General features: G+C 62.2%; 25 protein-coding genes and 1 other RNA gene. 13 read left to right on the forward strand and 13 right to left on the reverse strand.

Going from position 1 to position 25,160, the window contains the following annotated elements; all coding sequences use genetic code 11:
- On the reverse strand, positions 1-260 hold a 260-nt coding region (locus CMI59_RS13265; protein ID WP_293328716.1), incomplete at its 3' end, for a UvrD-helicase domain-containing protein.
- A 299-nt stretch (positions 261-559) separates the two neighbouring features.
- On the opposite strand from CMI59_RS13265, the gene CMI59_RS13270 reads away from it, so the two are divergent.
- Positions 560-1,954, forward strand: coding sequence for a chloride channel protein (locus CMI59_RS13270; RefSeq protein ID WP_293328717.1), 1,395 nt, complete (start codon positions 560-562; stop codon positions 1,952-1,954).
- Between the two features lie 183 nt (positions 1,955-2,137).
- Complete coding sequence (locus tag CMI59_RS13275; RefSeq protein ID WP_293328718.1) at positions 2,138-3,916, forward strand: chloride channel protein; 1,779 nt, start codon at positions 2,138-2,140, stop codon at positions 3,914-3,916.
- Between the two features lie 4 nt (positions 3,917-3,920).
- Here the strand turns inward: CMI59_RS13275 and CMI59_RS13280 are convergent, their stop codons facing one another.
- From CMI59_RS13280 to CMI59_RS13305, 6 genes are all read right to left on the reverse strand, one after another.
- Positions 3,921-4,409, reverse strand: a complete 489-nt coding sequence (locus CMI59_RS13280; protein ID WP_293328719.1) for a thioesterase family protein — start codon at positions 4,407-4,409, stop codon at positions 3,921-3,923.
- 65 nt (positions 4,410-4,474) lie between these two features.
- Positions 4,475-5,614 carry an ABC transporter permease gene (locus CMI59_RS13285; RefSeq protein WP_293328720.1) on the reverse strand — a complete coding sequence of 380 codons (1,140 nt, stop codon included), beginning with the start codon at positions 5,612-5,614 and terminating at the stop codon, positions 4,475-4,477.
- Complete coding sequence (locus tag CMI59_RS13290; RefSeq protein ID WP_293328721.1) at positions 5,611-6,603, reverse strand: ABC transporter ATP-binding protein; 993 nt, start codon at positions 6,601-6,603, stop codon at positions 5,611-5,613. The genes CMI59_RS13285 and CMI59_RS13290 overlap by 4 nt, the downstream gene beginning before the upstream one ends.
- A complete protein-coding gene (locus tag CMI59_RS13295; RefSeq protein WP_293328722.1) occupies positions 6,596-7,558 on the reverse strand; it encodes an HlyD family efflux transporter periplasmic adaptor subunit in 963 nt (320 codons plus the stop codon). Before CMI59_RS13295 ends, CMI59_RS13290 begins: the two co-directional genes overlap by 8 nt.
- 3 nt (positions 7,559-7,561) lie before the next feature.
- Positions 7,562-8,212: a TetR/AcrR family transcriptional regulator gene (locus CMI59_RS13300; RefSeq protein ID WP_293328723.1), complete on the reverse strand. Its 651-nt coding sequence runs from the start codon at positions 8,210-8,212 to the stop codon at positions 7,562-7,564.
- A gap of 84 nt (positions 8,213-8,296) precedes the next feature.
- On the reverse strand, positions 8,297-8,494 hold the full coding sequence (locus CMI59_RS13305) for a DUF4169 family protein (RefSeq protein WP_293328724.1): 198 nt from the start codon (positions 8,492-8,494) through the stop codon (positions 8,297-8,299).
- Between the two features lie 219 nt (positions 8,495-8,713).
- Between CMI59_RS13305 and CMI59_RS13310 the strand changes: the two genes are divergently transcribed.
- Entirely contained in the window at positions 8,714-12,259 is a 3,546-nt protein-coding gene (locus tag CMI59_RS13310; RefSeq protein WP_293328725.1) for an AsmA family protein, read from the forward strand.
- Between the two features lie 19 nt (positions 12,260-12,278).
- Here CMI59_RS13310 and CMI59_RS13315 read toward each other — a convergent pair whose 3' ends face one another.
- From CMI59_RS13315 to CMI59_RS13340, 6 genes are all read right to left on the reverse strand, one after another.
- Complete coding sequence (locus CMI59_RS13315) at positions 12,279-12,512, reverse strand: ribbon-helix-helix domain-containing protein (RefSeq protein ID WP_293328726.1); 234 nt, start codon at positions 12,510-12,512, stop codon at positions 12,279-12,281.
- Positions 12,513-12,568: 56 nt separating this feature from the next.
- Positions 12,569-13,960 carry a class II fumarate hydratase gene (gene fumC, locus CMI59_RS13320; protein ID WP_293328727.1) on the reverse strand — a complete coding sequence of 464 codons (1,392 nt, stop codon included), beginning with the start codon at positions 13,958-13,960 and terminating at the stop codon, positions 12,569-12,571.
- 97 nt (positions 13,961-14,057) lie between these two features.
- Positions 14,058-14,636: a pyridoxamine 5'-phosphate oxidase family protein gene (locus CMI59_RS13325; protein WP_293328728.1), complete on the reverse strand. Its 579-nt coding sequence runs from the start codon at positions 14,634-14,636 to the stop codon at positions 14,058-14,060.
- A 116-nt stretch (positions 14,637-14,752) separates the two neighbouring features.
- Positions 14,753-15,268 carry a ClpXP protease specificity-enhancing factor SspB gene (locus CMI59_RS13330; protein ID WP_293328729.1) on the reverse strand — a complete coding sequence of 172 codons (516 nt, stop codon included), beginning with the start codon at positions 15,266-15,268 and terminating at the stop codon, positions 14,753-14,755.
- Between the two features lie 209 nt (positions 15,269-15,477).
- Positions 15,478-15,855, reverse strand: a transfer-messenger RNA (tmRNA) gene (gene ssrA / locus CMI59_RS13335).
- A 12-nt stretch (positions 15,856-15,867) separates the two neighbouring features.
- Positions 15,868-17,067 (reverse strand): membrane dipeptidase, encoded by a 1,200-nt coding sequence (locus CMI59_RS13340; protein WP_293328730.1) that lies wholly within the window; start codon positions 17,065-17,067, stop codon positions 15,868-15,870.
- A 192-nt stretch (positions 17,068-17,259) separates the two neighbouring features.
- Here CMI59_RS13340 and CMI59_RS13345 point away from each other — a divergent pair, with 192 nt between their 5' ends.
- The 10 genes from CMI59_RS13345 to CMI59_RS13390 all read left to right on the forward strand — a co-directional run bounded on the left by CMI59_RS13345 (position 17,260) and on the right by CMI59_RS13390 (position 25,147).
- A complete protein-coding gene (locus CMI59_RS13345; protein ID WP_293328731.1) occupies positions 17,260-17,985 on the forward strand; it encodes a DUF1287 domain-containing protein in 726 nt (241 codons plus the stop codon).
- 67 nt (positions 17,986-18,052) lie between these two features.
- The gene (locus CMI59_RS13350) at positions 18,053-18,847 is read left to right on the forward strand and encodes a thymidylate synthase (protein ID WP_293328732.1); all 795 of its coding nucleotides are present in this window, start codon (positions 18,053-18,055) and stop codon (positions 18,845-18,847) included.
- Between the two features lie 17 nt (positions 18,848-18,864).
- Complete coding sequence (locus CMI59_RS13355; protein ID WP_293328733.1) at positions 18,865-19,038, forward strand: hypothetical protein; 174 nt, start codon at positions 18,865-18,867, stop codon at positions 19,036-19,038.
- The gene (locus CMI59_RS13360; RefSeq protein ID WP_293328734.1) at positions 19,038-19,544 is read left to right on the forward strand and encodes a dihydrofolate reductase; all 507 of its coding nucleotides are present in this window, start codon (positions 19,038-19,040) and stop codon (positions 19,542-19,544) included. Before CMI59_RS13355 ends, CMI59_RS13360 begins: the two co-directional genes overlap by 1 nt.
- Positions 19,545-19,563: 19 nt before the next feature.
- Positions 19,564-20,364: a dienelactone hydrolase family protein gene (locus tag CMI59_RS13365; RefSeq protein ID WP_293328735.1), complete on the forward strand. Its 801-nt coding sequence runs from the start codon at positions 19,564-19,566 to the stop codon at positions 20,362-20,364.
- Between the two features lie 76 nt (positions 20,365-20,440).
- Positions 20,441-21,550 carry an S-(hydroxymethyl)glutathione dehydrogenase/class III alcohol dehydrogenase gene (locus CMI59_RS13370; RefSeq protein ID WP_293328736.1) on the forward strand — a complete coding sequence of 370 codons (1,110 nt, stop codon included), beginning with the start codon at positions 20,441-20,443 and terminating at the stop codon, positions 21,548-21,550.
- Positions 21,551-21,558: 8 nt separating this feature from the next.
- Positions 21,559-22,401, forward strand: a complete 843-nt coding sequence (fghA, locus tag CMI59_RS13375; RefSeq protein ID WP_293328737.1) for an S-formylglutathione hydrolase — start codon at positions 21,559-21,561, stop codon at positions 22,399-22,401.
- The gene (locus CMI59_RS13380) at positions 22,398-23,696 is read left to right on the forward strand and encodes an NAD(P)/FAD-dependent oxidoreductase (RefSeq protein ID WP_293328738.1); all 1,299 of its coding nucleotides are present in this window, start codon (positions 22,398-22,400) and stop codon (positions 23,694-23,696) included. The genes fghA and CMI59_RS13380 overlap by 4 nt, the downstream gene beginning before the upstream one ends.
- Positions 23,697-23,743: 47 nt before the next feature.
- Positions 23,744-24,661, forward strand: a complete 918-nt coding sequence (locus tag CMI59_RS13385; RefSeq protein WP_293328739.1) for an SMP-30/gluconolactonase/LRE family protein — start codon at positions 23,744-23,746, stop codon at positions 24,659-24,661.
- Positions 24,662-24,799: 138 nt separating this feature from the next.
- Complete coding sequence (locus tag CMI59_RS13390; protein WP_293328740.1) at positions 24,800-25,147, forward strand: hypothetical protein; 348 nt, start codon at positions 24,800-24,802, stop codon at positions 25,145-25,147.
- Positions 25,148-25,160 lie beyond the last annotated feature (13 nt).

Below are 25,160 nucleotides of genomic sequence, written 5' to 3' on the forward strand. Positions count from 1 at the left end.
GCGAGGATCTGGCTCGGCCAGGCCTTTCGCGTGGCCAGCAGATGGGCGAGGCGGGTGGTCAAAACGCGGGTTTTCCCCGTGCCGGCGCCTGCCAGTACGAGGACGGGTCCGTCCTGGCTTTCCACGGCTTCGCGCTGCTCGGCATTCAATCCGTCGAGATAGGGCGCGCTCGCCTGCATGGCGGATCGCGCGGCGGCGCTGGTGGAGCGTGCCGTCTGTTCTTCGGGAATGGATCCAAGATCGAAGGGATCGTTCGTCATATACTTCGGATTGGTTTCGAGTGAATTTGCCGCCAGAGGGTCCGGAAATCGCGATGGCCCCCGATTCAGCTTGTCCGACCCTAGCATGACGGAACGGTAATGGGGCGGGGGCCAGAAACTTTCCGCAAGTGTCTTGGATTCTGCCGACAACCCCGATAGATAAGGGGCGTCATTAACCCCGGCAAGACGGGTGGACGCGCTTTAATGTGCGTTCCGGCGTAGCTTTCGCCTTCCGAATGCGGGTGTCCGATGACGATTTCCGAGGCGTAACCGCCTCGTCCTGATCCGGTAGCAGACAGATGCTGATCCCGAAGCGCCACCGCCGCAGGCGGTTGCTGCGCCTCCATTCGCAGCGGCTTCAGCGCCGCGTTATCTTCGTCATAGGCGGCCTTGTCGTGGGGGCCGCGGCCGTCGGGCTTGCGCTCGCGGCGGACCAGGCGCAGGCGCTCTTTCATAGCTTCCAGACAGAGTTTCCCTATGGCGTGCTGCTGCTGACGCCGCTGGGCTTTGCGGCCATCGTCTATGCGACGAACACCTATTTCCCGAATTCGCAAGGCAGCGGTATCCCGCAGGCGATTGCCGCGCGGGCCTTGCGTGCGCCCCGCGACAGGCGAAAGCTCGTTTCGATCAGAATTGCCATCGGCAAAAGCATTCTGACCATCGCAGGGCTGCTTTGCGGGGCCTCGATCGGCCGCGAGGGACCTACTGTTCAGGTCGGCGCATCCATCATGGCCGCGATCGGCGGTTATTCCCCGCGCCGCCAGCCGGGTCTCATTCTGGCAGGCTCCTGCGCGGGCATCGCGGCGGCGTTCAACACGCCGATGGCCGGGATCGTGTTCGGCATCGAGGAGATGAGCCGAAGCTTCGAGTCGCGCACCAGCGGTCTCATCATCGGTGCCATCGTGGCCGCCGGCATGACCTCGCTCGCCCTGTTCGGCAACTACACCTATTTCGGATCCAGCTCGGCCCATCTGCCCCATCTGGTGGACTGGGTGGCCGTCGGTATCTGCGGTGTGGTGGGGGGCCTCATGGGCGGCATTTTCAGCCGTGTCCTTGTCCTGTTCGGGGCCGGGTTCCGGGGGCGGTTCGGGCAGATTATCAAGTCGCGGCCCGTTCTCTTCGCCGCGGCCTGCGGCCTGCTGGTGGCACTGTGCGGTGTTCTTACCCATGGCAGCGTTTACGGAACGGGCTATGAGCAGGCCCGGGAAGTGCTGCACAGCCGTGAAACGCTGTCCTGGTATTTCGCGCCGCTGAAGCTGCTTGCGACGGCGCTTTCCTCCATCAGCGGGCTGCCGGGCGGCTTCTTCGCGCCGTCGCTGTCGGTGGGCGCGGGTATCGGGTCCAATCTCAGCTACTTCTTCCCCGACACGCCGATCGGCGCGCTTGTGCTGCTCGGGATGGTCGCCTATTTCGCCGGCGTGGTTCAGGCGCCCATCACCGCCTTCGTGATCGTCGCCGAAATGACCGACAATCACGGCATGCTGGTGCCTCTCATGCTGGCTGCGCTGATCGCGCGGTCGACCTCCCGCCTTGTCTGCAAGGAAGGGGTCTATCACGCGCTGTCGCATAAATTCCTCGCCGAGGCCGGTCCCGATGCCCCCTTGCGCGGGAGCAGGGACGACAAAAAGCTAGATGACGGCGCGGAAGCCGGCCCCGACGAAAAGCGGGACGGGCCGTCTTCATCCGCCTCCTGATTTTCTTCCATTCAGACGAAATTTCTGCCGACTTGAGGGCGAAAACGGGCCTGTGCTACACAGGATGAGCCCGTTTCCGCGGGCTTTCGACATGCCAAAAGGCGGTGAAACCCGGAGATCGGTTGATCCGAGCGCGGCGATGACGCCAGCCGCCATCGGACCGGCCAGGCGGAAAGGGGCGAGATGCTTGAGAAGGACGAGGATGGCTATCGCAGGGTGAACCTGGCCGGGCTGTCTCTGCTCGCTCTCGCCGTCGGTCTTTTCACCGGTCTTGGCGCGGTGGCCTTCCGGGCTCTGGTCAGCCTGGTTCACAACATCTTCTTTCTGGGGGAGTTCAGCTTCAGCTACGACTCCAACCAGCTCACCGAGCCGGGGCCGTGGGGCGCGTTCTTCATACTTGCGCCCGTCATTGGCGGGCTCGGCGTCGTCTATCTGGTGAAGAATTACGCGCCGGAAGCCAGAGGGCATGGCGTGCCGGAAGTGATGGATGCGATCTATCACAAGGAAGGCCGGGTTCGTCCCATCGTGGCGGTGATCAAGTCGCTCGCCTCGGCGCTTTCCATCGGCTCCGGCGCATCGGTGGGCCGCGAAGGGCCCATCGTGCAGATCGGGGCGGCACTCGGGTCTTCCTTTGCGCAGCTGACCAATCTGCCGAGCTGGCAGCGCATCACGCTTCTCGCGGCCGGTGCGGGCGCCGGTATCGCCGCCACCTTCAACACGCCCCTGGGCGGGGTGCTTTTCACGATCGAATTGATGCTGCCGGAGATCAGCCCGCGTACCTTTCTGCCGGTCGTGATCGCGACGGGCTCGGCGGCCTATGTGGGTCGCCTTTTCTTCGGTTTGCAGCCGGCCTTTCTCGTAGCGCTGGCGCCCATCCCGAGCGAGCAGGCCGTTGATCTCGTGAACCTGGGTGCCTTCGTGGTGCTTGGCATTCTTTGCGGGATAGCCGCCTGGGGCTTCATCCGCACGCTCGTATTTTGCGAGGAGCAGTTCCCCAAGCGGTTCGAGAACGAATACATCCGCAACATCGTCGGCATGTCGATGGTCGGCGTGATGGGCTATCTGTTCGTGCTGTGGGGCGGTCATTATTTCGTGACCGGCGTGGGCTACGGTACCATTCAGAACATTCTCCAGGGCCATCTCGAAAGTATTCTGCTTCTGGGCTTTCTGTGCGTGGCCAAGCTTCTGGCGACCTCCATTTCGCTCGGGTCAGGGGCGTCGGGCGGCGTTTTCGCGCCTTCGCTTTTCATCGGGTCGACGCTGGGCGGTGCATTCGGTGCGCTCATGCTCATCGTCTGGCCGGGGCACGGCGCGACGGTCGCGGAATATGCGATGGTCGGCATGGCTGCGGTGGTCGGCGGAGCGACGGGCGCCTCGATGACGGCGATCACCATGGTCTTCGAGATGACCCGCGACTACAACATCATCATCCCGCTCATCATGGCGGTGGCCGTCGCGGTGGGCGTTCGCCGCGCGCTGCTGAGCGAGAACATCTACACCATGAAGCTGGTGCGGCGCGGGCGGCGGATACCCAAGGACCGCTACTCCAACGCCTATCTGGTTCGCGCCTGCCATGAAGTGATGGATACGAGCGTGACGGTGATGGCTGTCGACACCCCTATCGAGGAAGCGCTGACCTATCTGTCGCAGGGCGGCGGAGTGCGCTTCATCGTCCTGCGCGACGGTGAGCGGATTGCGGGCGTTGTCCCCCTGGATTCACGTATCGCCATACCGTCCCGGCAGGACCATCCCGAGACGCTTCTCGATATTGCCCTGACCGATTTCACGATCGGACGGGAGAACAGCACGCTGGAAGAGGTGATCCGGCGACTGCACAAGCGCAAGACGCAGATCGCCCTTATCATTCCGGATCAGCCGGGCGTGCCGCGTGCGGAACATGTGAAGGGGGTTATCGGCAAACCGCAGCTTGCCGATGCCGTACTTGCCTCGCAGATGGGCTAGCCCGCTATTTTTTCCGAATGCCGATGACGCGGCCCGCCTGTTCGGGGCGGGGCAGGGCGCGATGTGCGTCCATCAGCTTTGCAATGCGGGCCTGAATGTCCGGCGGGAACGGCGTCACCCGGCGCGTCTTCAGGCTTACATGGATGCACATCTGTTCGGATGTGGCGGCCAGATAGCCTTCCGTGCCGTGATACATGCGCCCAAAGACATGGATGCGTTTTTCGTCCGCGTCGAGCAGCTGATAGGTGATGCGAACCGGGTCGCCTTCATTCAGTTCGGCGAGATAGCAGACATGGACTTCGGCGGTGAAGCCTGTGCCTTCTCCGGCTTGCGTATATTCCCAGCCGAAGCCCAGATCGGTGAAGAGCCTGTCGAGCGCTTCGTCGAAGAGCAGATGGTAATAGGCCATGTTCATATGGCCATTGAGGTCGATCCACTCGCTCTCCACCTTGCGTGGCGGGCATTCGATCGGTTCGGCGGGGAAGTCCGTCATGCGTTTTCCGTCCCATATTGTTTGGACGGCATGCTAACGGGGCGGCGCCGCGCTGCCAATCGGCATCAATCCAGTGTCTGGCGGTAGCGGTTCAGCGCGATTGTCGAGATGACGACGAGAAAGAGAAGGATCGCGCCCGTATCCATCGCGATGTCCGCGATGCCGTTTCCCTTCAACAGAATGCCGCGCACGATTCTCAGGAAATGGGTGAGGGGCAGCGCTTCGCCGATCCATTGCGCCCAGACGGGCATGCCGCGAAAAGGAAACATGAAACCCGACAGCAGGATCGACGGCAGGAAGAAGAAGAACGCCATCTGCATGGCCTGCAACTGATTGCGGGCCAGCGTGGAAAAGGTGAAGCCGACGGCAAGGTTCGCGGCGACGAAGACCAGCAATACGGTTGAAAGCAGAAAAAGACTGCCGACCATCGGTACGTTGAAGAGCGCCCAGGCCGCAGCGAGCACGAAGGCGGTCTGAATGTATCCGACCATGATGTAGGGAATGATCTTGCCGGCCATCACCTCCAGCGGACGAACCGGCATGGTGAGCAGGTTTTCCATCGTGCCGCGTTCGGTTTCGCGCGTTACCGCGAGCGCGGTGAAGATCACCATGGTCATGGTCAGGATCACGCCCAGCAAACCGGGCACGATATTGTATTGCGTGATGCCTTCGGGGTTGTAGCGCCGGTGGATGACGACATTGAAGGGGGGTGGTGTCGGCGACAGGGAGGCGAGGGGGCCCTTGAGGTCGTGTGTCAGGGCTTGCGTGCCGAGTTGCTGAAGCGCGGCAATCGCATTGCCCGTGGCGGCGGGGTCGGTGGCGTCGGCATCGAGCAGAAGCGCAGGGCGTTCGCCGCGTTGCAGTTTGCGCGAAAAGTCCGGCGGCACCTGGATGAGGAACTGCACTTTTCCGCGCCTTATGAGGTCGTTGGCCTCCTGCTCCGTTTCCGGATGGCTGACGATCCTGAAATAGCCGGTATTGGTCAGCGCGGCGGCGATGTCGCGTGTGAAGACCGAATGATCCTGCACGTAAAGCGCGGTCGGCAGGTCCTTGGGGTCGGAGTTGATCGCATAGCCGAAAAGCAGGAGCTGCATCACGGGAATGGCAAGCATCATCGCAAAGGTCAGCCTGTCGCGGCGCATCTGAATGAATTCCTTGCGGATCATCGCGCCGATACGGCTTGGCGAAATGCGGCCCGGTTTCATGGCAGGGCCTCTTGCGCCTGCCCCGGGAAATTGTCGCTGGCGCTCTGCATCATGTGGATGAAAACGTCTTCAAGCGAGGGCTCGCCCTTTTTCCAGCTCAACCCTTCCTGGCCCCGATAGGGCTCCACCGCCCGGTCGAGCGCACCTTCGCTGGATCCGCTGACATGAAGGGTGATGCCGAAGGGGGCAACCATTTCCACGCCGTTGCGGCCTTCCAGCTCATGCGCCAGCCGAAGAATTTGCCGCTGGTTCTGTCCGGTGACATGCCATGTGCAAAGCCCGGAATGCTCCACGACCTCGTTCACCGTGCCCTTGGTCAGCAATTGGCCATAGGCGAGGTAACAAATCTTGTGGCAGCGTTCCGCTTCATCCATGTAATGCGTGCTGACGAGCACGGTGAGGCCGTCCTGTGCGAGGCCATGGATTTCATCCCAGAAGTCGCGCCGCGCCTTGGGGTCGACGCCCGCCGTCGGTTCGTCGAGCAGCAGAAGTTTCGGTTCGTGCATCACGCAGGCCGCCAGGGCAAGGCGCTGTTTCCAGCCGCCCGACAACGTCCCGGCCAGCTGGTTCTGCCGATTGGCGAGGTTGAGTTTTTCGAGCGTCCTGTCGACCTTCTCGCGCCGGTCCGGCAATCCGAAGATCGCGGCGACGAAGTCGAGATTTTCCCGGATCGACAGATCCTCATAGAAACTGAAGCGCTGGGTCATGTAGCCGACCTGCAGCCTGATCTCTTCGCTCTGGGTGAGGATGTCATAGCCCAGGCAGGTGCCTTGGCCTTCATCCGGGGTGAGCAAGCCGCACAGCATTCGGATGGTCGTCGTCTTGCCGGATCCGTTCGGGCCGAGAAAGCCGTAGATTTCGCCTTCATGCACCTGCATGTCGACATGATCCACCACCACCGTATCGCCAAAGGATTTGGTCAGGCCGTGGACGTCGATGACGAGGGGCGGGTCGTCGCCGTGCGGTGGTGCGTGGTGGGGCTCATTCATGCCCCTGCTCCAGCGTCACATCCACCGGCTGGCCGGGATGGAGTTTCGTGCCCGGCTTGTCGGGCCAGGCTTCCGCCATATAGACGAGCTTGCCGCGGGATTCGTTGGAATAGATGACCGGCGGCGTGAATTCGGAGCGGTCGGCGATGAAGCGGATTGTGCCTTTCATGTCGTCGGAACAACTGTCGCAGCTGAAGCGCACCTTGTCGCCGACATGCACGGCGCCCAGTTCCGGCTCGGGAATGAAGAAGCGGACCTTGATGTTTTCCGGCGGCAGGAGGCTCACCACGGGCTGGCTCGTCGCCGCGAATTCGCCGGGGCGGAACATGGTGTCTTCCACGCGCGCATTGGCGGGCGCGCGACCCTCGCGCCGGGAGAGGCGGTAATCGGCTTCCTCGAGTGCAGCCTTTGCAGCTTGCACATTGGCACGGGCCTGATCGATCCGGTCGGGGCGGGCGCCTTGCGTACCTGTTGCGATCTGCGCGGAGACATTCTTCAGCGTGGCGGCGGCTTCATCGCGTGTCGCGCGGGCGGCATCCACTACGGCTTGTGAGACATTGCCGTTTGCACGCAGCTTCGTCTTGCGGGTGAAGTCCAGCTGGGCGTTGCGCAGCGCGGCGAGGGCGCGGCTCCGTTCCGCGTAAAGCTGGTCGAGTTCGGAAGGGCGCAGGCCCTTCAGCAGGTCTTCAAGATTGGCCTTCGCCTGTTGGAGTTTCGCTTCGGCCTGGTCGCGGGCGGCTTTCTGTTGCGTGTTCTCCAGGGTGAAGAGCAGCTCGCCTGTGGTGACTTCATCGCCACGGGCGACGTCGACGCTTTTCACGATGCCGCCTTCAAGCGGTGCGACGCGCACATATTCGCCTTCGGCATAGCCTTGCCATGTGTCAGCGTTTTGGTTGTCGCAGGCGAGGAGAGGCAGCGCGGCCAGGCAGACGGAGAGGAGGGGGAGGAGGCGCATGATTTACGACTCCCTGTCCGCTGCAAGGCCGCGCTTTACGAATTCCAGATGCGACGCGAAGAGGGCTTCCGGATCGAACTGCGGTAATTCGCCGAATGTCTGGCGGCCGAGGCTGTTCATCAGGAAGGGGAAGACAATGCTCTGTACCGTCGCACTGGCGTCGCAGGGTCTGAACTCACCGGTCTTAATCCCCGCTTCGACGATGCGTGTCATCATGCCCAGACCTTTCAGAACGACGTGGTCGCGGTGATAGTTACGTATCTCTTCGAAGTTTCCCGCCTCGGCGATCAGCGTCTTTACGATGGCGCGCAGCTCGGGCGTTTGTACGACCTCGTAGAGCTGGCGCAGCACGAGGTCGAGAAGCTCCGAATATCCGCCTTCGTAATTGTCGAGAAATGCCTCGATGCGGTCGACGCGGGCCTCGGCGAATTCGCGCACGGTGGCGACGAAAAGGTCCTGCTTGTTCTTGAAGTAGAGATAGATGGTTGCCTTGCTCACCCCGGCGGCGTCGGCGATGTCCTCCAGCCTGGTGGCGGCGAAGCCCTTGCGGGCGAACAGCTCGAGGCCGGCCCGCATGATTTCGCCGGGGCGTTCTTCGGAACGCCGCTGCCAGCGCGGTTCATCGGCGGAGAGGGAGGTGGGGTCGGCACTCATCGTTTCGATCCATATATAACTGACTGTTCAGTTATATATGATTTGGCGGAAATTCCGTCAATCCCCCCCTGCAAAGGGTGAGCGTCAGTCGGGTTTGTCGGAAGAATCGGGCAGGGGCGCGGGATGGTCGAGCTTCTTCTCGTCGAGTGCGCGCTCCGCCTTTTTCAGTTTTTCGCGTTCCGCTTTCTTCTCCGCGCCGGTCCGCCCGAAGCGTATGCGATTGGCCTCAGCCTGTTCCTTTCGGGTCTTTCTTTCGTCACGCTGCTTGGCTGCGCGGGCCAATTTTCGGGCTGACGAAAAATTAACTACGTTTGGGTGCTTTTCAGACATGGTTTTCCCGATATAACCCGTGGAACATGCATCCATCCTCGTTACGGGGCCAAGCTTAAGCTTGGACGGGGAGTTGCGAAAGTTCAGTCGGCCGGGGTGGCCGGCAGGTGAGAATGAAAAGCGTCGCAGTGCGTGCGTTGCGAGCGATTCCGCGGGGGCTGGAGCGCGTCCTTGAACCAGATACTCACTTATATTGCCGGCGCGCTTGTCGTGTTGCTGATTGCGCTGCTTGTCGGTCCCAGCCTCGTGGACTGGAAGGACTTCCGGGCGGAGTTCGAACGACAGGCGTCGCGCATCACCGGGCATGATGTCACCATCGAGGGGGACATCCGGTTCCGCATCCTGCCTGCGCCCCGGCTGTCGCTCGGGCGTGTCACCATTGCCAACGCACCGGGTGCCGAAGCGCCGGCGCTTATGCGCATGGAGCAGATGGACGGCGAACTTGCACTGGCGCCGCTCCTTTCGGGCGATATCGAAGTCACGCGCATCAATATCGTGAAGCCGCGGGTAAACCTCGAAGTGGCGTCCGATGGCGTTGCCAACTGGAAAGACTTCGTGGAAGGCGCAGCGGCGTCGGAGGAAGGCGCGTTCTCTCTCGCATCGACCAGTCTGAAGGGCGCGAGTTTCAGCGACGGCTCGGTGACCTATGTCAATCGCACCAATGGCCGGACATGGCAGGCGACAGACGTCAGCGGCACGGTCAGCGCGCAGGCCCTGGTCGGGCCGATGCGGGCCGATGTGACCTTCACGTCGCACGACATACCGATGTCGGCAAGTGTCGTGCTGGGCAATTTCGGCGGCTCGAAGGCTTTCCCCGTCACGCTGGAGCTTGGGTTTCCGGCGTCGCAGGCTGCGTTCAAGTTCAGTGGTATCGCGACGGAGTTTTCCGCCGCGGCCCGTCTCGACGGCAAGGCATCATTGCTTCTCGGTGCGGCGCAGGACGGGGAGGCGAGCCCGGTCAGCCTGCAGGCGGGAATGGTCGCACGCACCAGCTCCGTCACGCTGCGCGATATGGTGCTGTCGAGCGGCGGGACCTCCCTGAAGGGACGGGGACAACTCGACCTGACCGGAGAGCGTCCCGTATTCGAGGCAACGCTTGGCGGTGCCGGTTTCCGGGCCGATCGTCTCGCGGCGATCCTGATTGCCGATAGCGGCGCTGACAGTGCTGCGGAAGATGCGCCTTTCGCCTTGCTGAACCGATTGCCGCATCCGGCGGGGATCGACGGCACTCTCGATCTTTCAGCGGGGGAATTGCTGCTGGGCGATTCCGTCTTCGCCGACGCAAAAGCCGATCTCGCGCTCGACCATGGAATGTGGAAAATCGGTCAATTGTCCGCGGAGGCACCGGGGCTGACGAAAGTCAGTGTCGGCGGCACGCTGACGGCGCCGGAAGAGGCGGGCGGGGTTTCCGCTTTCGACGGCCAATTCTCGCTGGCCAGCCGCGACCTGGAAGGTTTTGCGGAATGGCTTCGTCGTGCGGGCATGGACGTGCCGCCGGACGCGGGTGAGACGACGGAGGCTACTCCTGCGCCGAAAAGCCCGTCGCCGCGCATATCCTTTACCGCGACCGGCAAACTCGCGGTGACGCCGTCGAGCCTGACTGTCGAAGATCTCCGGGCCGGCTATTCGGCAGATGCGGCGCAGCCGGCGGTGATCGGCGATATTTCATATGAAGCGGCTTCGCGGCCCCGGCTTTCGGCGGAACTGGAGGCATCGGCCTTCGATCTGGACCCGTTGCTCGCCATGCTGCCGACTGACCGGGAAAAGGCGCTTCCCTTTTTCCGGACGCATGACGTGACGCTGAAATTCACGGCGGACGAGCTGACCGTGGCCGGCCAAACGGCAAGCAACATCTCTGCAGATGGCGCGCTCGAAAACCGGCGCCTGATCGTCAACGGCCTGTCCATCGGGGATCTGAAGGGCGCTGCGATCGGTTTCTCCGGCCGTCTCGACGGTGTGACCACGGGCGAGCGCGAGACTATTCGCGGAACCTTTTCCGGCAGCGTCAAGGCGGCGCGCTTCGGTGCGCTTCTCGATATGGCCGGATACGATGTGCACCGCTTCCCGGGCAATGTCGATATGACATTCGACGGGACGACCGGCGAGGCCGATGACAGCGACCGCCGCGTGGATACGCTTACCATGCGCGGCATGGTGAGCGGGGCGCGCGTGGACGCCCTTATAAAGCGACATCATGGCGATGGCGGCAAGCTGGACGAACTCGAGATCATCGCCAATGCCGCGCATCCGGAAGGGCGCGAATTGCTGCGGCAGTTCGGTCTCGATCCCGCCGATACGCTGGAGGGCAGCGGAACCGCGTCGATCCGGATGGATGGAATAGGCGGGAACTACAAGACTTCCTTCCGCGCCCATATCGGCGATGCCTCCTTCACCGCGGAGGGGGAGGCGACAGATCCGTTCAGCAAGCTGCGGTTCGAGGGCAAGGTGAACCTTTCTGCCGGGCGTGCCGATACGGTGACGGCGGCCTTCGGCGCGACAGGCACGCTGTCGGACTGGATGCTTGCCCAGATGCAGGGTGCCGGTTTCGTCGGGTCGGCCGACCTGGACTGGGATAAGGCGCATCTCTCCCTTACCGACCTCGAAACGGTGGCGGGCAATTTCCGCCTGTCGGGCAAAATGATCTACACCGCGCCTGCCGATGGCGAACCTGCCGATATTTCAGGCGACATCGAAACCAACCGGCTCAATGTCACGCCGCTGGCAGGGCTGGCGGCGCGAGCGGATGCTGCGACGGGAAGCGTCTGGTCGGCAGACGCCATCGACTGGCATATGCTCCGTGCTCTGAAGGGCAATATCGAATTCAAATCCGGTCTGCTTACGCTTGGACCACTGGCGATGAAGGATGCGGAAGGTACGATTGGCATGGCGGATGGCGTGATGAACGTCTCGCCGCTTGTCGGTGACCTTGCCGGCGGGCGGGCCTCGATGAATGTGCGTTTCCATGCCGGCGGTGATGAACCGGGTGCGCTGGAAAAACAGGTCGAATTCACCGGCCTCGTCGAGGGGGCCGATCTTGCCCGGCTTTCCGAACAGGCATTCGGGGCGTCGCCGGGCGAAGGACGCGCCACCGTCAATCTGCATATTGCAGCGAAAGGATTGAGCTGGCTTTCGCTTGTCGGGTCGGCAAGCGGCGAGGGTCAGATCCGGCTGGAGGATACCGTGCTGCATCCGCTGGATGTGGACGGCTTCGGCAAAGCGCTTGGACGGCTCGAAGATATCGAGGCGTTCGACGGCGTGGTGAAGAACGTGCTGCTCGCAGGGGACACTTCGACCGGGGATATTGCCGGTCCGTTCACGCTCAAGGACGGTGTCGCCTCCTTCAAGGATGACGAAGTGGCGCTGCAGGGCGGTAAAGGGAAACTCGCTGCGTTCTACGATCTGTCACGGCTTGGCGCGGATGCCGAACTGACGGTGACCGGCGACCAGCCCGCAGGGAGCCCGGCCTATTCGGTGAATGCGGCGGGGCCGCATGGCGGGATCGCCGTTTCCACGGACACGGCCCGGCTTGAAAGCCATGTGTCGTCGCTCATTCTGGCGGGGCAGGCGGAAAAGCTCGGCGTCGATCTGCCCGCCGACATCCGGAACATGATAACGCCGCCGTCGTCGAAATCCCCGACGGACCCAAAAGAGCCTGCGAACGACAATGAGACCGGCGCGGCTACGGCACCTGTGCCGGTGGTGCGGCCCTCGAACTGATCGCCGGTCAGCCTGTAAGTCAGTCCGTCGGGCAGCTGTCGCGATTGCGGAAATTCTCGAACACATAGATGCGCACGGCGCTGGAGAGGTTTCCCTCTCCACCGCGTTCGGCGTCGATACGGCGTACCAGTTCGTTGACGGAGATTTTCTGCGAGCAGGCGAGTTCCTTCAATCCGTCCCAGAAGGGCGGCTCGATGGAGATGCTGGTGCGGTGGCCCGCAATGGTGACCGACCGTTTGATCTCGCCTTGCATGGGCGTCTCCTGTGCCGCGCCGGTTCGCCGGATGACGCCCCGGCGCGGGAAGGGGATCAGTTCGGAGAAATCATCTTCTCCGGACGGACATATTCGTCGAATTCCTCATTCGTCACATAGCCGCCGCCGACTGCTTCCTCGCGCAGCGTGGTGCCGTTCTTGTGCGCAGTCTTGGCGATCTTGGCCGCGTTGTCATAGCCGATCTTCGGCGCCAGCGCGGTGACCAGCATGAGCGAGCGTTCCAGCCCCTGCTTGATGTTTTCCTCGCGGGCCTCGATGCCGACGACGCAATTGTCGGTGAAGGAGATCGCGGCGTCGGAGAGAAGCTTCACCGATTGCAGGAAGTTGTAGGCCATCATCGGATTGTAGACGTTCAACTCGAACTGGCCCTGGCTGCCGGCAAAGGAAAGCGCGGCATTGTTGCCATGTACATGGGCGCAGACCTGCGTCATCGCCTCGCACTGGGTCGGGTTCACCTTGCCCGGCATGATGGAGGAGCCGGGTTCGTTTTCCGGCAGGGACAGTTCGCCGAGGCCCGCGCGCGGACCGGAGCCGAGATAGCGGATGTCGTTGGCGATCTTGAAGCAGGCCATCGCGGCCGACGTGATCGCGCCATGTGCGAAGACCATGGCGTCATGCGCGGCCAGCACTTCGAACTTGTTGGGCGCGGTGACGAAGGGCAGGCCGGTGATGCCGGAGACCTTTTCGGCCACTTTTTCGGCAAAGCCCACAGGCGCGTTGAGGCCGGTGCCGACGGCGGTGCCGCCCTGGGCGAGCTGGCAGAGACCGGACAGCGTCAGCTTGATGCGGGCGATCGCCGATTTCACCTGTTCGGTGTAGCCGGAGAATTCCTGGCCGAGCGTGAGCGGGGTCGCGTCCTGCGTGTGGGTGCGGCCGATCTTGATGATGTGGTCGAATTCCTTCTGCTTGGCCTCCAGCGCTTTTGCCAGATGCTCGAGCGCGGGCAGCAGGGAATGCGTCACTTCCTCGGCGCAGGCGATATGCATGGCCGTCGGATAGGTGTCGTTGGACGACTGCGACATGTTCACATGGTCGTTCGGATGCACGGGCTTCTTGGAGCCCTTCTCGCCGCCCAGCATCTCGATGGCGCGGTTGGAGATCACCTCGTTCGAGTTCATGTTGGACTGGGTGCCGGAGCCGGTCTGCCAGACGACCAGCGGGAAATGCTCGTTGAGCTTGCCGTCGATCACTTCCTGGGCTGCGGCGACGATGGTCTTGCCGAGTTCGGGGTCGAGGCGGCCAAGCTCCATATTCGCTTCGGCGCAGGCGCGCTTCACGATGCCGAGGGCGCGGACGACTGAAAGAGGCTGCTTTTCCCAGCCGATCTTGAAATTGCCGAGCGAGCGCTGGGCCTGAGCCCCCCAATATTTGCTGTCGTCGACTTCAATCGGGCCGAAAGTATCGGTTTCGGTGCGGGTCTTGGTCATTGGCTCGGGTCCTCGCGCTCACGGATAAGGGATGGCGGGTGATTTATCACGCGGGGAGGAGGGGGCCAAGAGAGGGGAGCGGGAAGGGCCGCGAGCGCTATTCGGACGCTGCGTCCGTATCCTCGGCGACGGGCAGCCCGGTCGGCAGGCCGTCCATGCTGGTCAGGTTCTTCTTCCGCCAATAGGCCTCGATGCCGTCCTCGCCCTGGTTGACCGCCCAGTTTGTGAGCGAGGGCCGCTCTCCCTTGTAGTCGTGAAGGGGGACGCCGTAGCCGCAGGAGGTCTGGACGAGGTCGATATCGAGCACGACGATCTGGCGCGCGCCGGGCGGCTCGTCGCCATTGAAGGCTGAGGCCAGCAGATCGGCATATTCCGGCGATCCGCGATGCAGCACCTTGCCCTTGCCATAGAGGCGCAGGATCAGGGGCGGGCCCTCGAAGGCGCAGAACATGACGGTCAGCCGCCCGTCAGCTTTCAGATGGGCGGAGGTTTCGTTGCCGCTGCCCGTCCGGTCCATGTAGCAGACATGGGTTTCATCCAGCACGCGCAGTCCGTCGAGGCCCTTGGGCGAGAGATTGACGCGCGAGTCTCCCGTCGCGGAAGCCGTGAAGAAGATGTGCTGCCGTTCGATGAAGTCCCGGTGGTCGGGCTCGATATGAGAAAATTGCTTTGCCATGGAGAAAGCCTAGCGCCGTGGGGCAGGGGCTTCCAGCGGGATCGCCGCCCGTCTGCGCAACGCGTTTTGCGTCAACGGGCGTCAAATGGGGGGATTGGAGGGCGCCAATGGCGCCGTTATTTCTTCCGGAACGCGTCGAGGCTCACCACTTCGCCCGTGGCTTCTTCCTCGGGCTCGGCATTTTCTTCCTTTACCAGCGGCTCTTCCATGCTGCGGGACGCCTCCGTGGCGGCGGGCTGGTCGCCCGTCTCCGGCGCGGCCTCGCTGCCGGGTGCGCCTTCCACGTTGAACTGGAGGCCGAACTGTACGCTGGGGTCGAAAAAACCCTGTACGGCGGCATAGGGCACGACCAGACGTTCGGGCACCTTGTTGAAGGTGAGGTCGACGGAGAAATAATCGTCCAGCACTTCGAGGTTCCAGAACTGGTGCTGGAGCACGATCGTGATTTCTTCCGGGTACTGGCTGCGCAGCCGCTCGGAGATTTCGACGCCCGGCGCGCCTGTGCGGAAGGAAATGTAGAAGTGATGCTCGCCCGGCAGGCCTTCGTCGCGCGCGATCCTGAGCGCCTTGCGGATCACCCCGCGCAGTGCTTCCTGAGCCAGCAGATCGTATCGCATCTGATCTTCGGACAAGTCATTTCCCCTGAGTTTGCTTTTCGGGCGCAGCCGACTCGGTGCGCGACAGAAATGTTCCAGCGATTCAAGCAGCCTTATCGCACAACGTCCAGCCGATGCAGGGGTTATTGGCGGGCAGGCGCCGCAGAACGCGTAATCGGTGTGTCGTAACGAACAGTGTCTCGTTCCGCAACGGCATCGAAAATGAGCGTTCGCGCCAGAATGAAAGTGGAGGCTTCTGTTGCCAGGTGCCTCCGAACCCCGCCTTACCCTGCTACAGGCAAGGACTTAAAAGAGGTTGTCGCACTGCATTACGCAGCGAGACGTGCCTCAGCATAGTTGTCGTTGGCAACTATTGAATCGGCCCGATAACGGCGGAACCATGCCGAGCAGAAGAGAAGTCTTTACGCCCTCGTCGATCCTGTTTCGCCCCCAGAATGGTGCCGGCTGACCGGCAACACGCTCCTGCACTCGCAGGGAATCTGGTGGAGGCGCCGGGTACTGCCCCCGGGTCCGATGGGTTTATTACACAACCAGTTTACCGCCATAGTCGGAACAAGTCCGACAAGGGGAATATAGGGTCAAAGGCCGCGCTTTTAAAGAGATATGACAGGCGGTCATGCACCGTCCTTCAGGGGTTCCGCGGGTTTCGACGGGAGGTTTTCCTGCATGAAGCGGACGATGTTGCCGCCCATCACCTTGGCGATCTCGTTTTGGGTGAAACCGGCTTCCATCATTTCGCGTGTGAGGACGGCGAGCTCGGAGACATCGAAAGTCGTGCCGACCGCGCCGTCGAAGTCGGAGCCGAGCGCCACATGGTCTTCGCCCAGAAGGTCGATCGCATAACGGATCGCCTTCACGACGCCTGCGGGGCTTGCATCGCAGACGGCGCCTTTCCAATAGCCGACCCCGACAAGGCCGCCCGCCGCGGCGACCTGCTGCATCAGCGTATCCGAGATATTGCGCGGGCTGTCGCAGGCGCCCTTGATGCCGGTATGGGAGATCACCACCGGGCGGGTTGCGGACGCCAGCACGTCGGTCACGATGGCGGGGGAGGAGGGGGCAAGGTCGACGATCATGCGGCGGTCTTCCATCGCCCGCAGGACATCGCGCCCGAATTCGGTCAGCCCGCCGTCGCTCTTGCCATGAAGCGAGCCGCCCAGCTCATTGTCGAAGAAGTGATGCAGGCCGATCATGCGATAGCCCGAGCGGTAGAAATCCTCGACATGGGCGATATCGCCTTCCAGCGGGTGCCCGCCTTCCATGGCGAGAAGACCGCCCACCACATCGCGGCCTTGCGCGCGGGCGGCGAGAACGGCTTCGAGGTCCTCGCGCCAGCGGACGATTGCCAGCCGGCCCTCCGAGCGGCGTTCGGCATCGTCGAGTTTTCCGGCCTGGTAGATCGCGCGCTCATAGAGACTTGTCCATGTGCGGGCGGGCCAGCGCTGCGCAACCGACAGGGGAGAAACGACATCCGAGCCCGCATCGTTTTCTTCGTAGTTCTGGCCCATCGGGACCTTGGTCACGACGGAGAAAACCTGGAGCGCGACATTGCCGTCGATCAAGCGGGGCAGGTCCACATGGCCGTCATCGGCGCGGTCCAGCGGATCGCGTATCCAGAGCAGCGTGTCGGCGTGGAGGTCGGCGACGACTAGCCCCTGATGCAGCCGCGTGATTTCCTGCGGAATGTCATAAGGCTCGTGATCGGCGACGCGATTGATCGTTCCGTCCAGCATATAGGGCAGGAGGAAGAAGCCGCCGACGAGCAGAACGACCAGTGCCGCGAGGCCGCCAAGGAAGAAGCGTTTCAGTTTCATGACGTATTTTGTTCCTCAGGGTAAGCGGTGTCCCTTGAAATCATTGGACTTTTCGCTGCTTCGATTAAGCTGTGCACGCTGGCGTGTGAATGAGTGTCACGCTACAATTTCCCTACATCGATTGGCTGATATCGATACGCTTCGTCAAGTGGTCCGGACCGGGGTCCGCGACCGGACGGGCGGGGGGCACAGATGGCGCGTGAAAGGGCCGGCGACAACCGGTTTCATAGCACGAGACGGGTTTTTCTGACGGGGCTGCTGGCCAGTGCCGCTGCCGGTTGTGCATCCGCGCCCAAATCCAGTGTCCAGTGGATCGACCCTGAAACGGTGCGCGCCCGGCGGCTCATCCGCGCGGCGGAAGCGCAGGTCGGCGTGACCACGACTTATGACGGTGCCTATCGGAAAATCGGTTTTCCGGGCGGCGACGTGCCGGAGAATATCGGCGTCTGTACCGATGTGATCGTCCGGGCCTATCGCGCGGCCTTCGGGCTCGATCTCCAGCGCCTCATTCATGAGGATATGGTCGCCCATTTCGAGGCCTATCCGAACCTGCCGAAATGGGGGCTCAGCGCGCCCGATCCCAATATCGACCATCGCCGCGTGCTGAATATGCGGACCTTCTTCCAGCGCTACGCGCAGAGGCTGCCGATTTCGTCCCGTCCGATGGTCTATCGGCCCGGCGATATCATCACCCAGTCGGACGGCAAGACCTTCAACCATGTGGCGATCGTCACCGACAAGCTTTGCTGGAGCGGCAAGCGCTATGAGCTTGTCCATAATGTCTCCCGGGGGACGCAGGTGAACGACATGCTGTTCGCCTATCCGATCAACGGGCATTTCCGCTTTCTGCCGCCGCCGGAAGCGGCCGATATGCCGGTCGCGGGGCTCAAATCCTATCTGCGTCGCGCCCGGGTCTGATTTTTCCGAACGACTCGCCCGAATCTCTCCTTTGCGGCTAAACTCGGCTGAAACCGAGGATACCGCCATGCAGCAATATCTGGACCTGATGCGCCTTGTGAAAGAGCAGGGCGTCACCAAGACCGACCGGACGGGGACGGGGACGAAAAGCGTCTTCGGTCATCAGATGCGCTTCGATCTGTCGAAGGGCTTTCCGCTGGTCACGACCAAGAAGCTGCATCTGAAATCCATCGTGCATGAGCTGCTCTGGTTCATCGCGGGCGATACCAATATCGAGTATCTGAAGAAGAACGGGGTTTCGATCTGGGATGAATGGGCGGACGAGAATGGCGATCTCGGCCCCGTTTACGGCCACCAGTGGCGTTCATGGCCGACACCTGATGGCGGCAAGATCGACCAGCTCCGCAACCTGCTGGACCAGATCGAAAACAATCCGGATTCGCGGCGCCTTATCGTGTCCGCCTGGAACGTGGCCGATGTGGACAACATGGCGCTGCCGCCCTGTCACTGCCTGTTTCAGTTCTACGTCGCCGACGGCAAGCTCTCCTGCCAGCTCTATCAGCGCTCGGCGGACATCTTTCTCGGCGTGCCGTTCAACATCGCGTCCTATGCGCTTCTCACCATGATGGTCGCGCAGGTGACGGGGCTCGAGGCGGGCGATTTCGTGCATACTTTCGGCGATGCCCATCTCTATCTCAATCATATGGAGCAGGCCGAGCGTCAGCTCGCGCGCGATCCGCGCCCGCTGCCGCAGATGAAGCTCAATCCGGATGTGACGAGCCTTTTCGACTTCACCTATGACGATTTCGAACTGGTCGGCTACGACCCGCATCCGCATATCTCCGCGCCGGTCGCGGTATGAGCCGGGTGACATGACCAATGGTGGGGTGGGCGCGCAAGCTGGCGCTGATCCTGTTGCTCGTCGTGACGCTCGCGCTCGCTGCTTTCGCCTTGTTCGTCATTCTGGAGAACACGCGCCCGCTGCATCCGGAGAAGTTCCGCGACCGGGTGTATTCGGCGCTGCCGATAGCTGACACGAAAGACCTTGCCTGATGACCAAACTCGCACTCGTCGTCGCCATAGCCGAGAACGGCGTGATCGGGCGCGACAATGGCATGCCCTGGCGGCTGTCCGGTGACATGGCCTTTTTCAAGCGCGTTACCATGGGCAAGCCGGTCGTGATGGGCCGCAAGACATGGGAGTCGCTGCCGAGGAAACCGCTGCCGGGGCGGCCCAATATCGTCGTGACGCGGGATGAGAGCTACAAGGCGGAAGGCGCGGAAGTCTTCACCGATGTGGCGGAAGCGGTCGCCCACGGGATCGACCTCGCCAGGGAGAGCGGCGCGGCGGAAGTTGCGGTGATCGGCGGGGCGCAGATCTATGCTGAAACCATCGATGCCTGCGACCGGCTCTACATCACCGAAGTCCATGCGACGCCGGACGGCGATACGCATTTTCCGGATTTCGACCGGAGCGCATGGCGAGAGGTCTCGCGCGAGCGGCATGAAGCGGGCGAGAAGGATAGTGCCGCCTATTCCTTCGTGACGCTCGAAAGATAAGAAGGCAGGGAAGAAGAAAATGACTTCAAGTGACATGGAGATGGCCACGTCGCTGCAATATGTGACGTTTCCGTCGCTGCACGACGAGCCGCTCGCCATTGCGGCACGTGTGTCCGTGCCGGCGAAAGAAGGGAAGAAACCCGCTGTCATCATCCTGCATGGCTCGGCGGGGCCGTCTGCGCGGGAGACCGGCTATGCCGATGCGCTCAATGCTGTGGGGATCGTGACGCTAGAGCCCGATCTCTGGTCGGCGCGCGGGATCGGCGGCGGGTCGGAAGGGCGCCCCAAAACGGTGATCGAGACGCTGCCCGATGTTTACGGTGCGCGCGCCTTTCTAGCGGCTCATCCGGAAGTCGATGGAACCCGCATCGGTGTCATGGGCTTTTCCTTCGGCGGTGTGGCTTCCATGCTGGTTGCCACCCATGCTCAGAACGACCGCTTTCTCAAGGACGAGCATTTCAAGGCCATGATGCCGGTCTATCCGGTCGCCTCCGCCTATAACCGCGTGCCCGGTTTCGAGTTCGGCGATCTCGTGGATGCGCCGGTCATGATGGTGACGGGCGAACTCGACGAGTATGACGACGACCCGGAAGCCGGGCCGAAACTTGTCGCATCGCTGAAACCGGAGGATGCGGCGAAAATCAAAGTGCATGTGATGAAGGGCGCGCATCATTGCTTCGACATGCCGGGGGCGAATGTGGTGGTGGCCGATCCGGTCTCTCATCGCGGCGCGGGCGGCGAGGTGCATATGATTTTCAATGAAGAGGCCATGGAGACCGCGCACAAACTGGCCGTCGATTTCTTTTCGGGCGCTTTGTGAGTTTTGGGCCGTTCGGCGCTTGAGTGCCGATGTTCCTGTTGTCAGAATGCGGCCTCCCCAAAACCGAGGTGATGTGATGGATGTAAAAGCGGCGGTGGCTTTCGAAGCCGGCAAACCCCTTGAAATCGAAACGGTGCAGCTTGAAGGCCCGAAAGAGGGCGAGGTGCTGGTCGAGATCAAGGCGACGGGCATCTGTCACACGGACGCCTTCACGCTTTCCGGCGCGGACCCGGAAGGCCAGTTCCCTGCCATTCTCGGTCATGAAGGCGCGGGCGTGGTGGTCGATGTCGGTCCGGGCGTGAAGTCGCTCAAGAAGGGCGATCATGTCATTCCGCTCTACACGCCGGAATGCCGTGAGTGCAAAAGCTGCACGAGCCACAAGACGAACCTCTGCACCTCCATCCGCGCGACGCAGGGCAAGGGCGTGATGCCGGACGGCACCAGCCGCTTTTCCTACAAGGGCAAACCCGTTCTGCATTACATGGGCTGTTCCACCTTCGCCAATTACACGGTGCTGCCCGAGATCGCACTCGCCAAGGTCCGTGAGGACGCCCCCTTCGACAAGATCTGCTACATCGGCTGCGGCGTGACGACGGGCGTGGGGGCGGTTGTCTTCACCGCGAAAGTAGAGCCCGGCGCCAATGTCGTGGTGTTCGGTCTCGGCGGTATCGGCCTCAATGTCATTCAGGGCGCGCGCATTGCGGGCGCGGACAAGATCATCGGCGTCGATCTCAATCCGGCGCGCGAAGAGATGGCGCGCAAATTCGGCATGACGCATTTCGTCAATCCCAAGGAGGTGGACGGCGACGTCGTTGCGCATCTCGTGGAACTCACCGATGGCGGCGCGGATTACAGCTTCGAATGCATCGGCAATGTGGATGTGATGCGCCAGGCGCTTGAATGCTGCCATCGCGGTTGGGGCGAGAGCATCATCATCGGCGTGGCGGGCGCGGGGCAGGAGATTTCCACGCGTCCCTTCCAGCTCGTGACGGGTCGAGTGTGGAAAGGCACCGCCTTTGGCGGCGCGCGCGGGCGTACCGACGTGCCGAAGATCGTGGACTGGTACATGGACGGCAAGATCGATATCGACAGCCTCATCACCCACAAAATGCCGCTTGAAGACATCAACAAGGCGTTCGATCTGATGCATGAGGGGAAATCGATCCGCTCCGTCGTCGTCTATTGAGGTCGTAAATGAGTATCGAAATTCTGGAAGAGCATCGCTGTTTCGACGGCGTGCTGAAGGTCTGCCGCCATGCGTCTCAGGCGACGGGCACCGATATGCGGTTTTCCGCTTATGTGCCGGATGGCGACGGGCCTTTTCCCGTCGTCACCTGGCTCTCCGGGCTCACCTGCACGGAAGAAAACTTCACCACCAAGGCCGGCGCCTATGGCACGGCCAGTGCGCTGAAGCTCATCGTCATCGCGCCGGATACGAGCCCGCGCGGTGAGGGCGTCGCCAATGACGAGGCTTACGACCTCGGGCAGGGCGCAGGCTTTTATATCGATGCGACGGAAAAGCCCTGGGCGCCGCATTTCAAGATGCAAAGCTACATCACGGAAGATCTGCATGCCGTCATTGCGGCGAACTTCCCGGCGGATATGTCGCGTCACGGCATTTCCGGCCACTCCATGGGCGGTCATGGCGCGTTGACGCTCGCGTTGAAGCGGCCCGATCTTTACCGCTCCGTTTCCGCCTTCGCGCCTATCGTCTCGCCGACGCGCTGTCCCTGGGGCGAAAAGGCGTTCACGGCCTATCTCGGTTCCGACCGCGAGGCATGGAAGGCGCATGATGCCTGCCTGCTCATCGAAGGCGGTGCGGCGAAGGGGCATTTCGACGAGATCCTCGTCGATCAGGGGCTCGGCGATAATTTCCTCGAAAAGGAATTGAAACCGGAGCTGCTGGAAGAGGCCTGCGGCAAGGTCGGGCAGGGGCTCACGCTTCGGCGGCAGCCCGGTCACGATCATTCCTATTATTTCATCCAGTCTTTCATGGCCGATCATCTGACCTTTCATGCAGACAGGCTGAAGCGATGAGTGACATTTTCGATGTCGTCATCGTCGGGGCGGGGGCCGCAGGGCTCTCCGCCGCGCGGCAGGCGCGTGAGATGGGCCTCAGCTTCAAAGTGTTCGAGGCGAAGGATCGCATTGGCGGGCGCACCTTCACCGATACGGCCAGCCTCGGCATGACATGGGACCGGGGCGCACACTGGCTTCATTCGGCCGACGTTAATCCGCTGACGAAGATTGCCGACGAGCTCGGCCATCCCTATCACCGGCACGACGAAGGCTCGTTCTATCGCCATCTCTTTCTCGGTCAGAAGGCGGGCCGTCCCGTCTGGGCCGATGAGGAGGCCTATACGGCCTATCGCGAAGAGTTCGAGGCCGCCTATGACATCGCGCATGTGCAGGGCGAGGCGGGTGAGGATATTCCGGTGTCCGAAACGCTGGATCCTTCCGCACGCTTCTATCGCATCACGCGGCATCTCTTTCAGGCGATCTGCGGAGGCGATCCGGAGGATCTGTCCGCAGTCGATTTCGCGCGCTATGCCGACACGGAAAAGAACTGGCCGCTGGAACGCGGTTATGGCGCACTGATCGCCGCTTATTTTGCCGACATTCCCGTGACGCTTTCCTGTCCTGTGCATCGTATCGACATGACGGGCGCCAATGTGAAAGTCGCAACGGAAGAGGGAACGGTGGAGGCGAAGTCCGTCATCGTCACCGTTTCGACCAATGTGCTCTCCTCAGGGGCCATCCGCTTCTTGCCGCAACTGCCGGCCCGAACGCAGGAGGCGCTGGAAGGCGTGCCGACCGGTCATGCGAACAAGGTCGCTTTTGCCTTCAAGCGCGAGGTGTTCGGCCTGCCGGAGATGTCTCATCCGCTGGCGATAGACGAGAAGAAGCCGGCGCGGCCTGCGCTTTCCTTCCAGATCCGGCCGTTCGGGCACAATATGGCCATCGCCTATTTCGGCGGGTCGGAAGCTGCCGATCTCGAACGGGCGGGCCGCGACGTCATGATTGCGCATGCGCGCGGCATGTTGGGCGACATGTTCGGGACCGACATCTTCAAGGAAATGAGCGGCGTTGAATCGACCGCCTGGACGACGGATCCGCATACGCTCGGCGCCTATTCTTATGGAAAGCCCGGCAAGAGCGACATGCGGGAGCGGTTGTCGGAGCCTGTCGGCGACCGCCTGTTTTTCGCAGGAGAAGCGGTGCCGCTCGATTGGTATTCCACCGTGCATGGCGCGTATGTGAGCGGCATGTCCGCTACGCAAAAAGCCGCGCATTATCTTGGGCGAGGCGTTGCAGGAGAGGCATCAGCCTGAGAAGATACCTCCCATCAAAAATCAATAAATCGCCATGGGAGGATCAAATGGCAGAGATGAAACTGATCGCGGACGGCCTGAAATTTCCGGAAGGGCCGATCGCCATGCCCGACGGCAGCATCGTGCTGGTGGAAATTGCGGCGGGCCGCCTCACGCGCATTACGCCGGATGGCAAGAAAGAGACGATCGCGGAGCCCGGCGGCGGGCCGAACGGCGCGGCCATCGGTCCGGACGGCAAATGCTATGTCTGTAACAATGGCGGGTTCGACTGGCACGATCAGGACGGTTTGCTGATCCCGGGCGACATCGCGACGGATTATTCGGGCGGGCGCATCGAGCGGATCGACCTCGAGACCGGCAAGGTCGATGTTCTTTATACGGAAGTAAATGGTGAGCCGCTGAAAGGGCCGAACGACATCGTGTTCGACAAGTCGGGCGGGTTCTGGTTCACCGATCTCGGCAAGGGCCGTGGCCGCGTGCAGGATCGCGGCGGGCTCTACTATGCGAAAATCGACGGATCGATGGTGAAGGAAGCCGTGTTCCCGATCACCAGCCCCAATGGCGTCGGTCTGTCGCCGGACGAGAAGACGGTTTTCGTGGCCGATACGATTCCCGGCCGTCTCTGGGCCTTCGACATCACGGGCGAGGGCGAGGTCGCGCCGAGCGAAGGGCCGCTCAATGGCCGCTTCGTCGGATCGCCTGCCGGCCTCAACTATTTCGACTCGTTGGCGGTGGATGCCGACGGCAATGTCTGCGTGGCGACGATCTTCAATTCCGGCATCACCATTTTCGCGCCGGACGGATCGAGCATCCGCCATTTTCCGACCGACGATCTCATCACCACCAATATCTGCTTCGGCGGCGAGGATCTGAAAACGGCGTACATCACGCTGTCCACGACGGGGCGCCTCGTGTCGACGGAGTGGGAACGGCCGGGTCTCGCGCTCAACTTCCTCAACAAGTGAGTTGGCCTGTGTGAGCTAGCTGTTTCGGGTACGGAACATTTGTTCCGGCCTCCCGTTAACCATGTCAGGATGCCCGCGCCCGAGGAGGGGTACACCCCGAAAGCGGGGCGGGCATTCAACATTTCAGGGAGGAGAAACATGCGCCTTATTTTTAGTGCGGCCATTGCGTTGCTCATGCTGACAGGCGGGGCCTATGCCGCCGACGCATTCGCGAATTTCTACGGGAATACCGTCAAGATCACGAGCCCGGCGGGCGACCGGGCCGTGGTCATCAACGAGGACGGCACCTACACCAACACCATGGCTGACGGAACCACGGTTTCAGGCACCTGGACGAATGAAGACGGCAATGCCTGTTTCAAGCAGGACGGCAGCGACGCCGAGCCGTATTGCACACCGGCCGAGGCTCGTGACGTGGGCGAAAGCTGGGAGATCACCGCGCCGGACGGCACGAAGGAGCAGGCAGCGCTGGTTGCCGGCAACTGATCCAGGGTTTCCC

Source organism: Parvibaculum sp. (assembly GCF_002684405.1).
Classification (GTDB): domain Bacteria; phylum Pseudomonadota; class Alphaproteobacteria; order Parvibaculales; family Parvibaculaceae; genus Parvibaculum.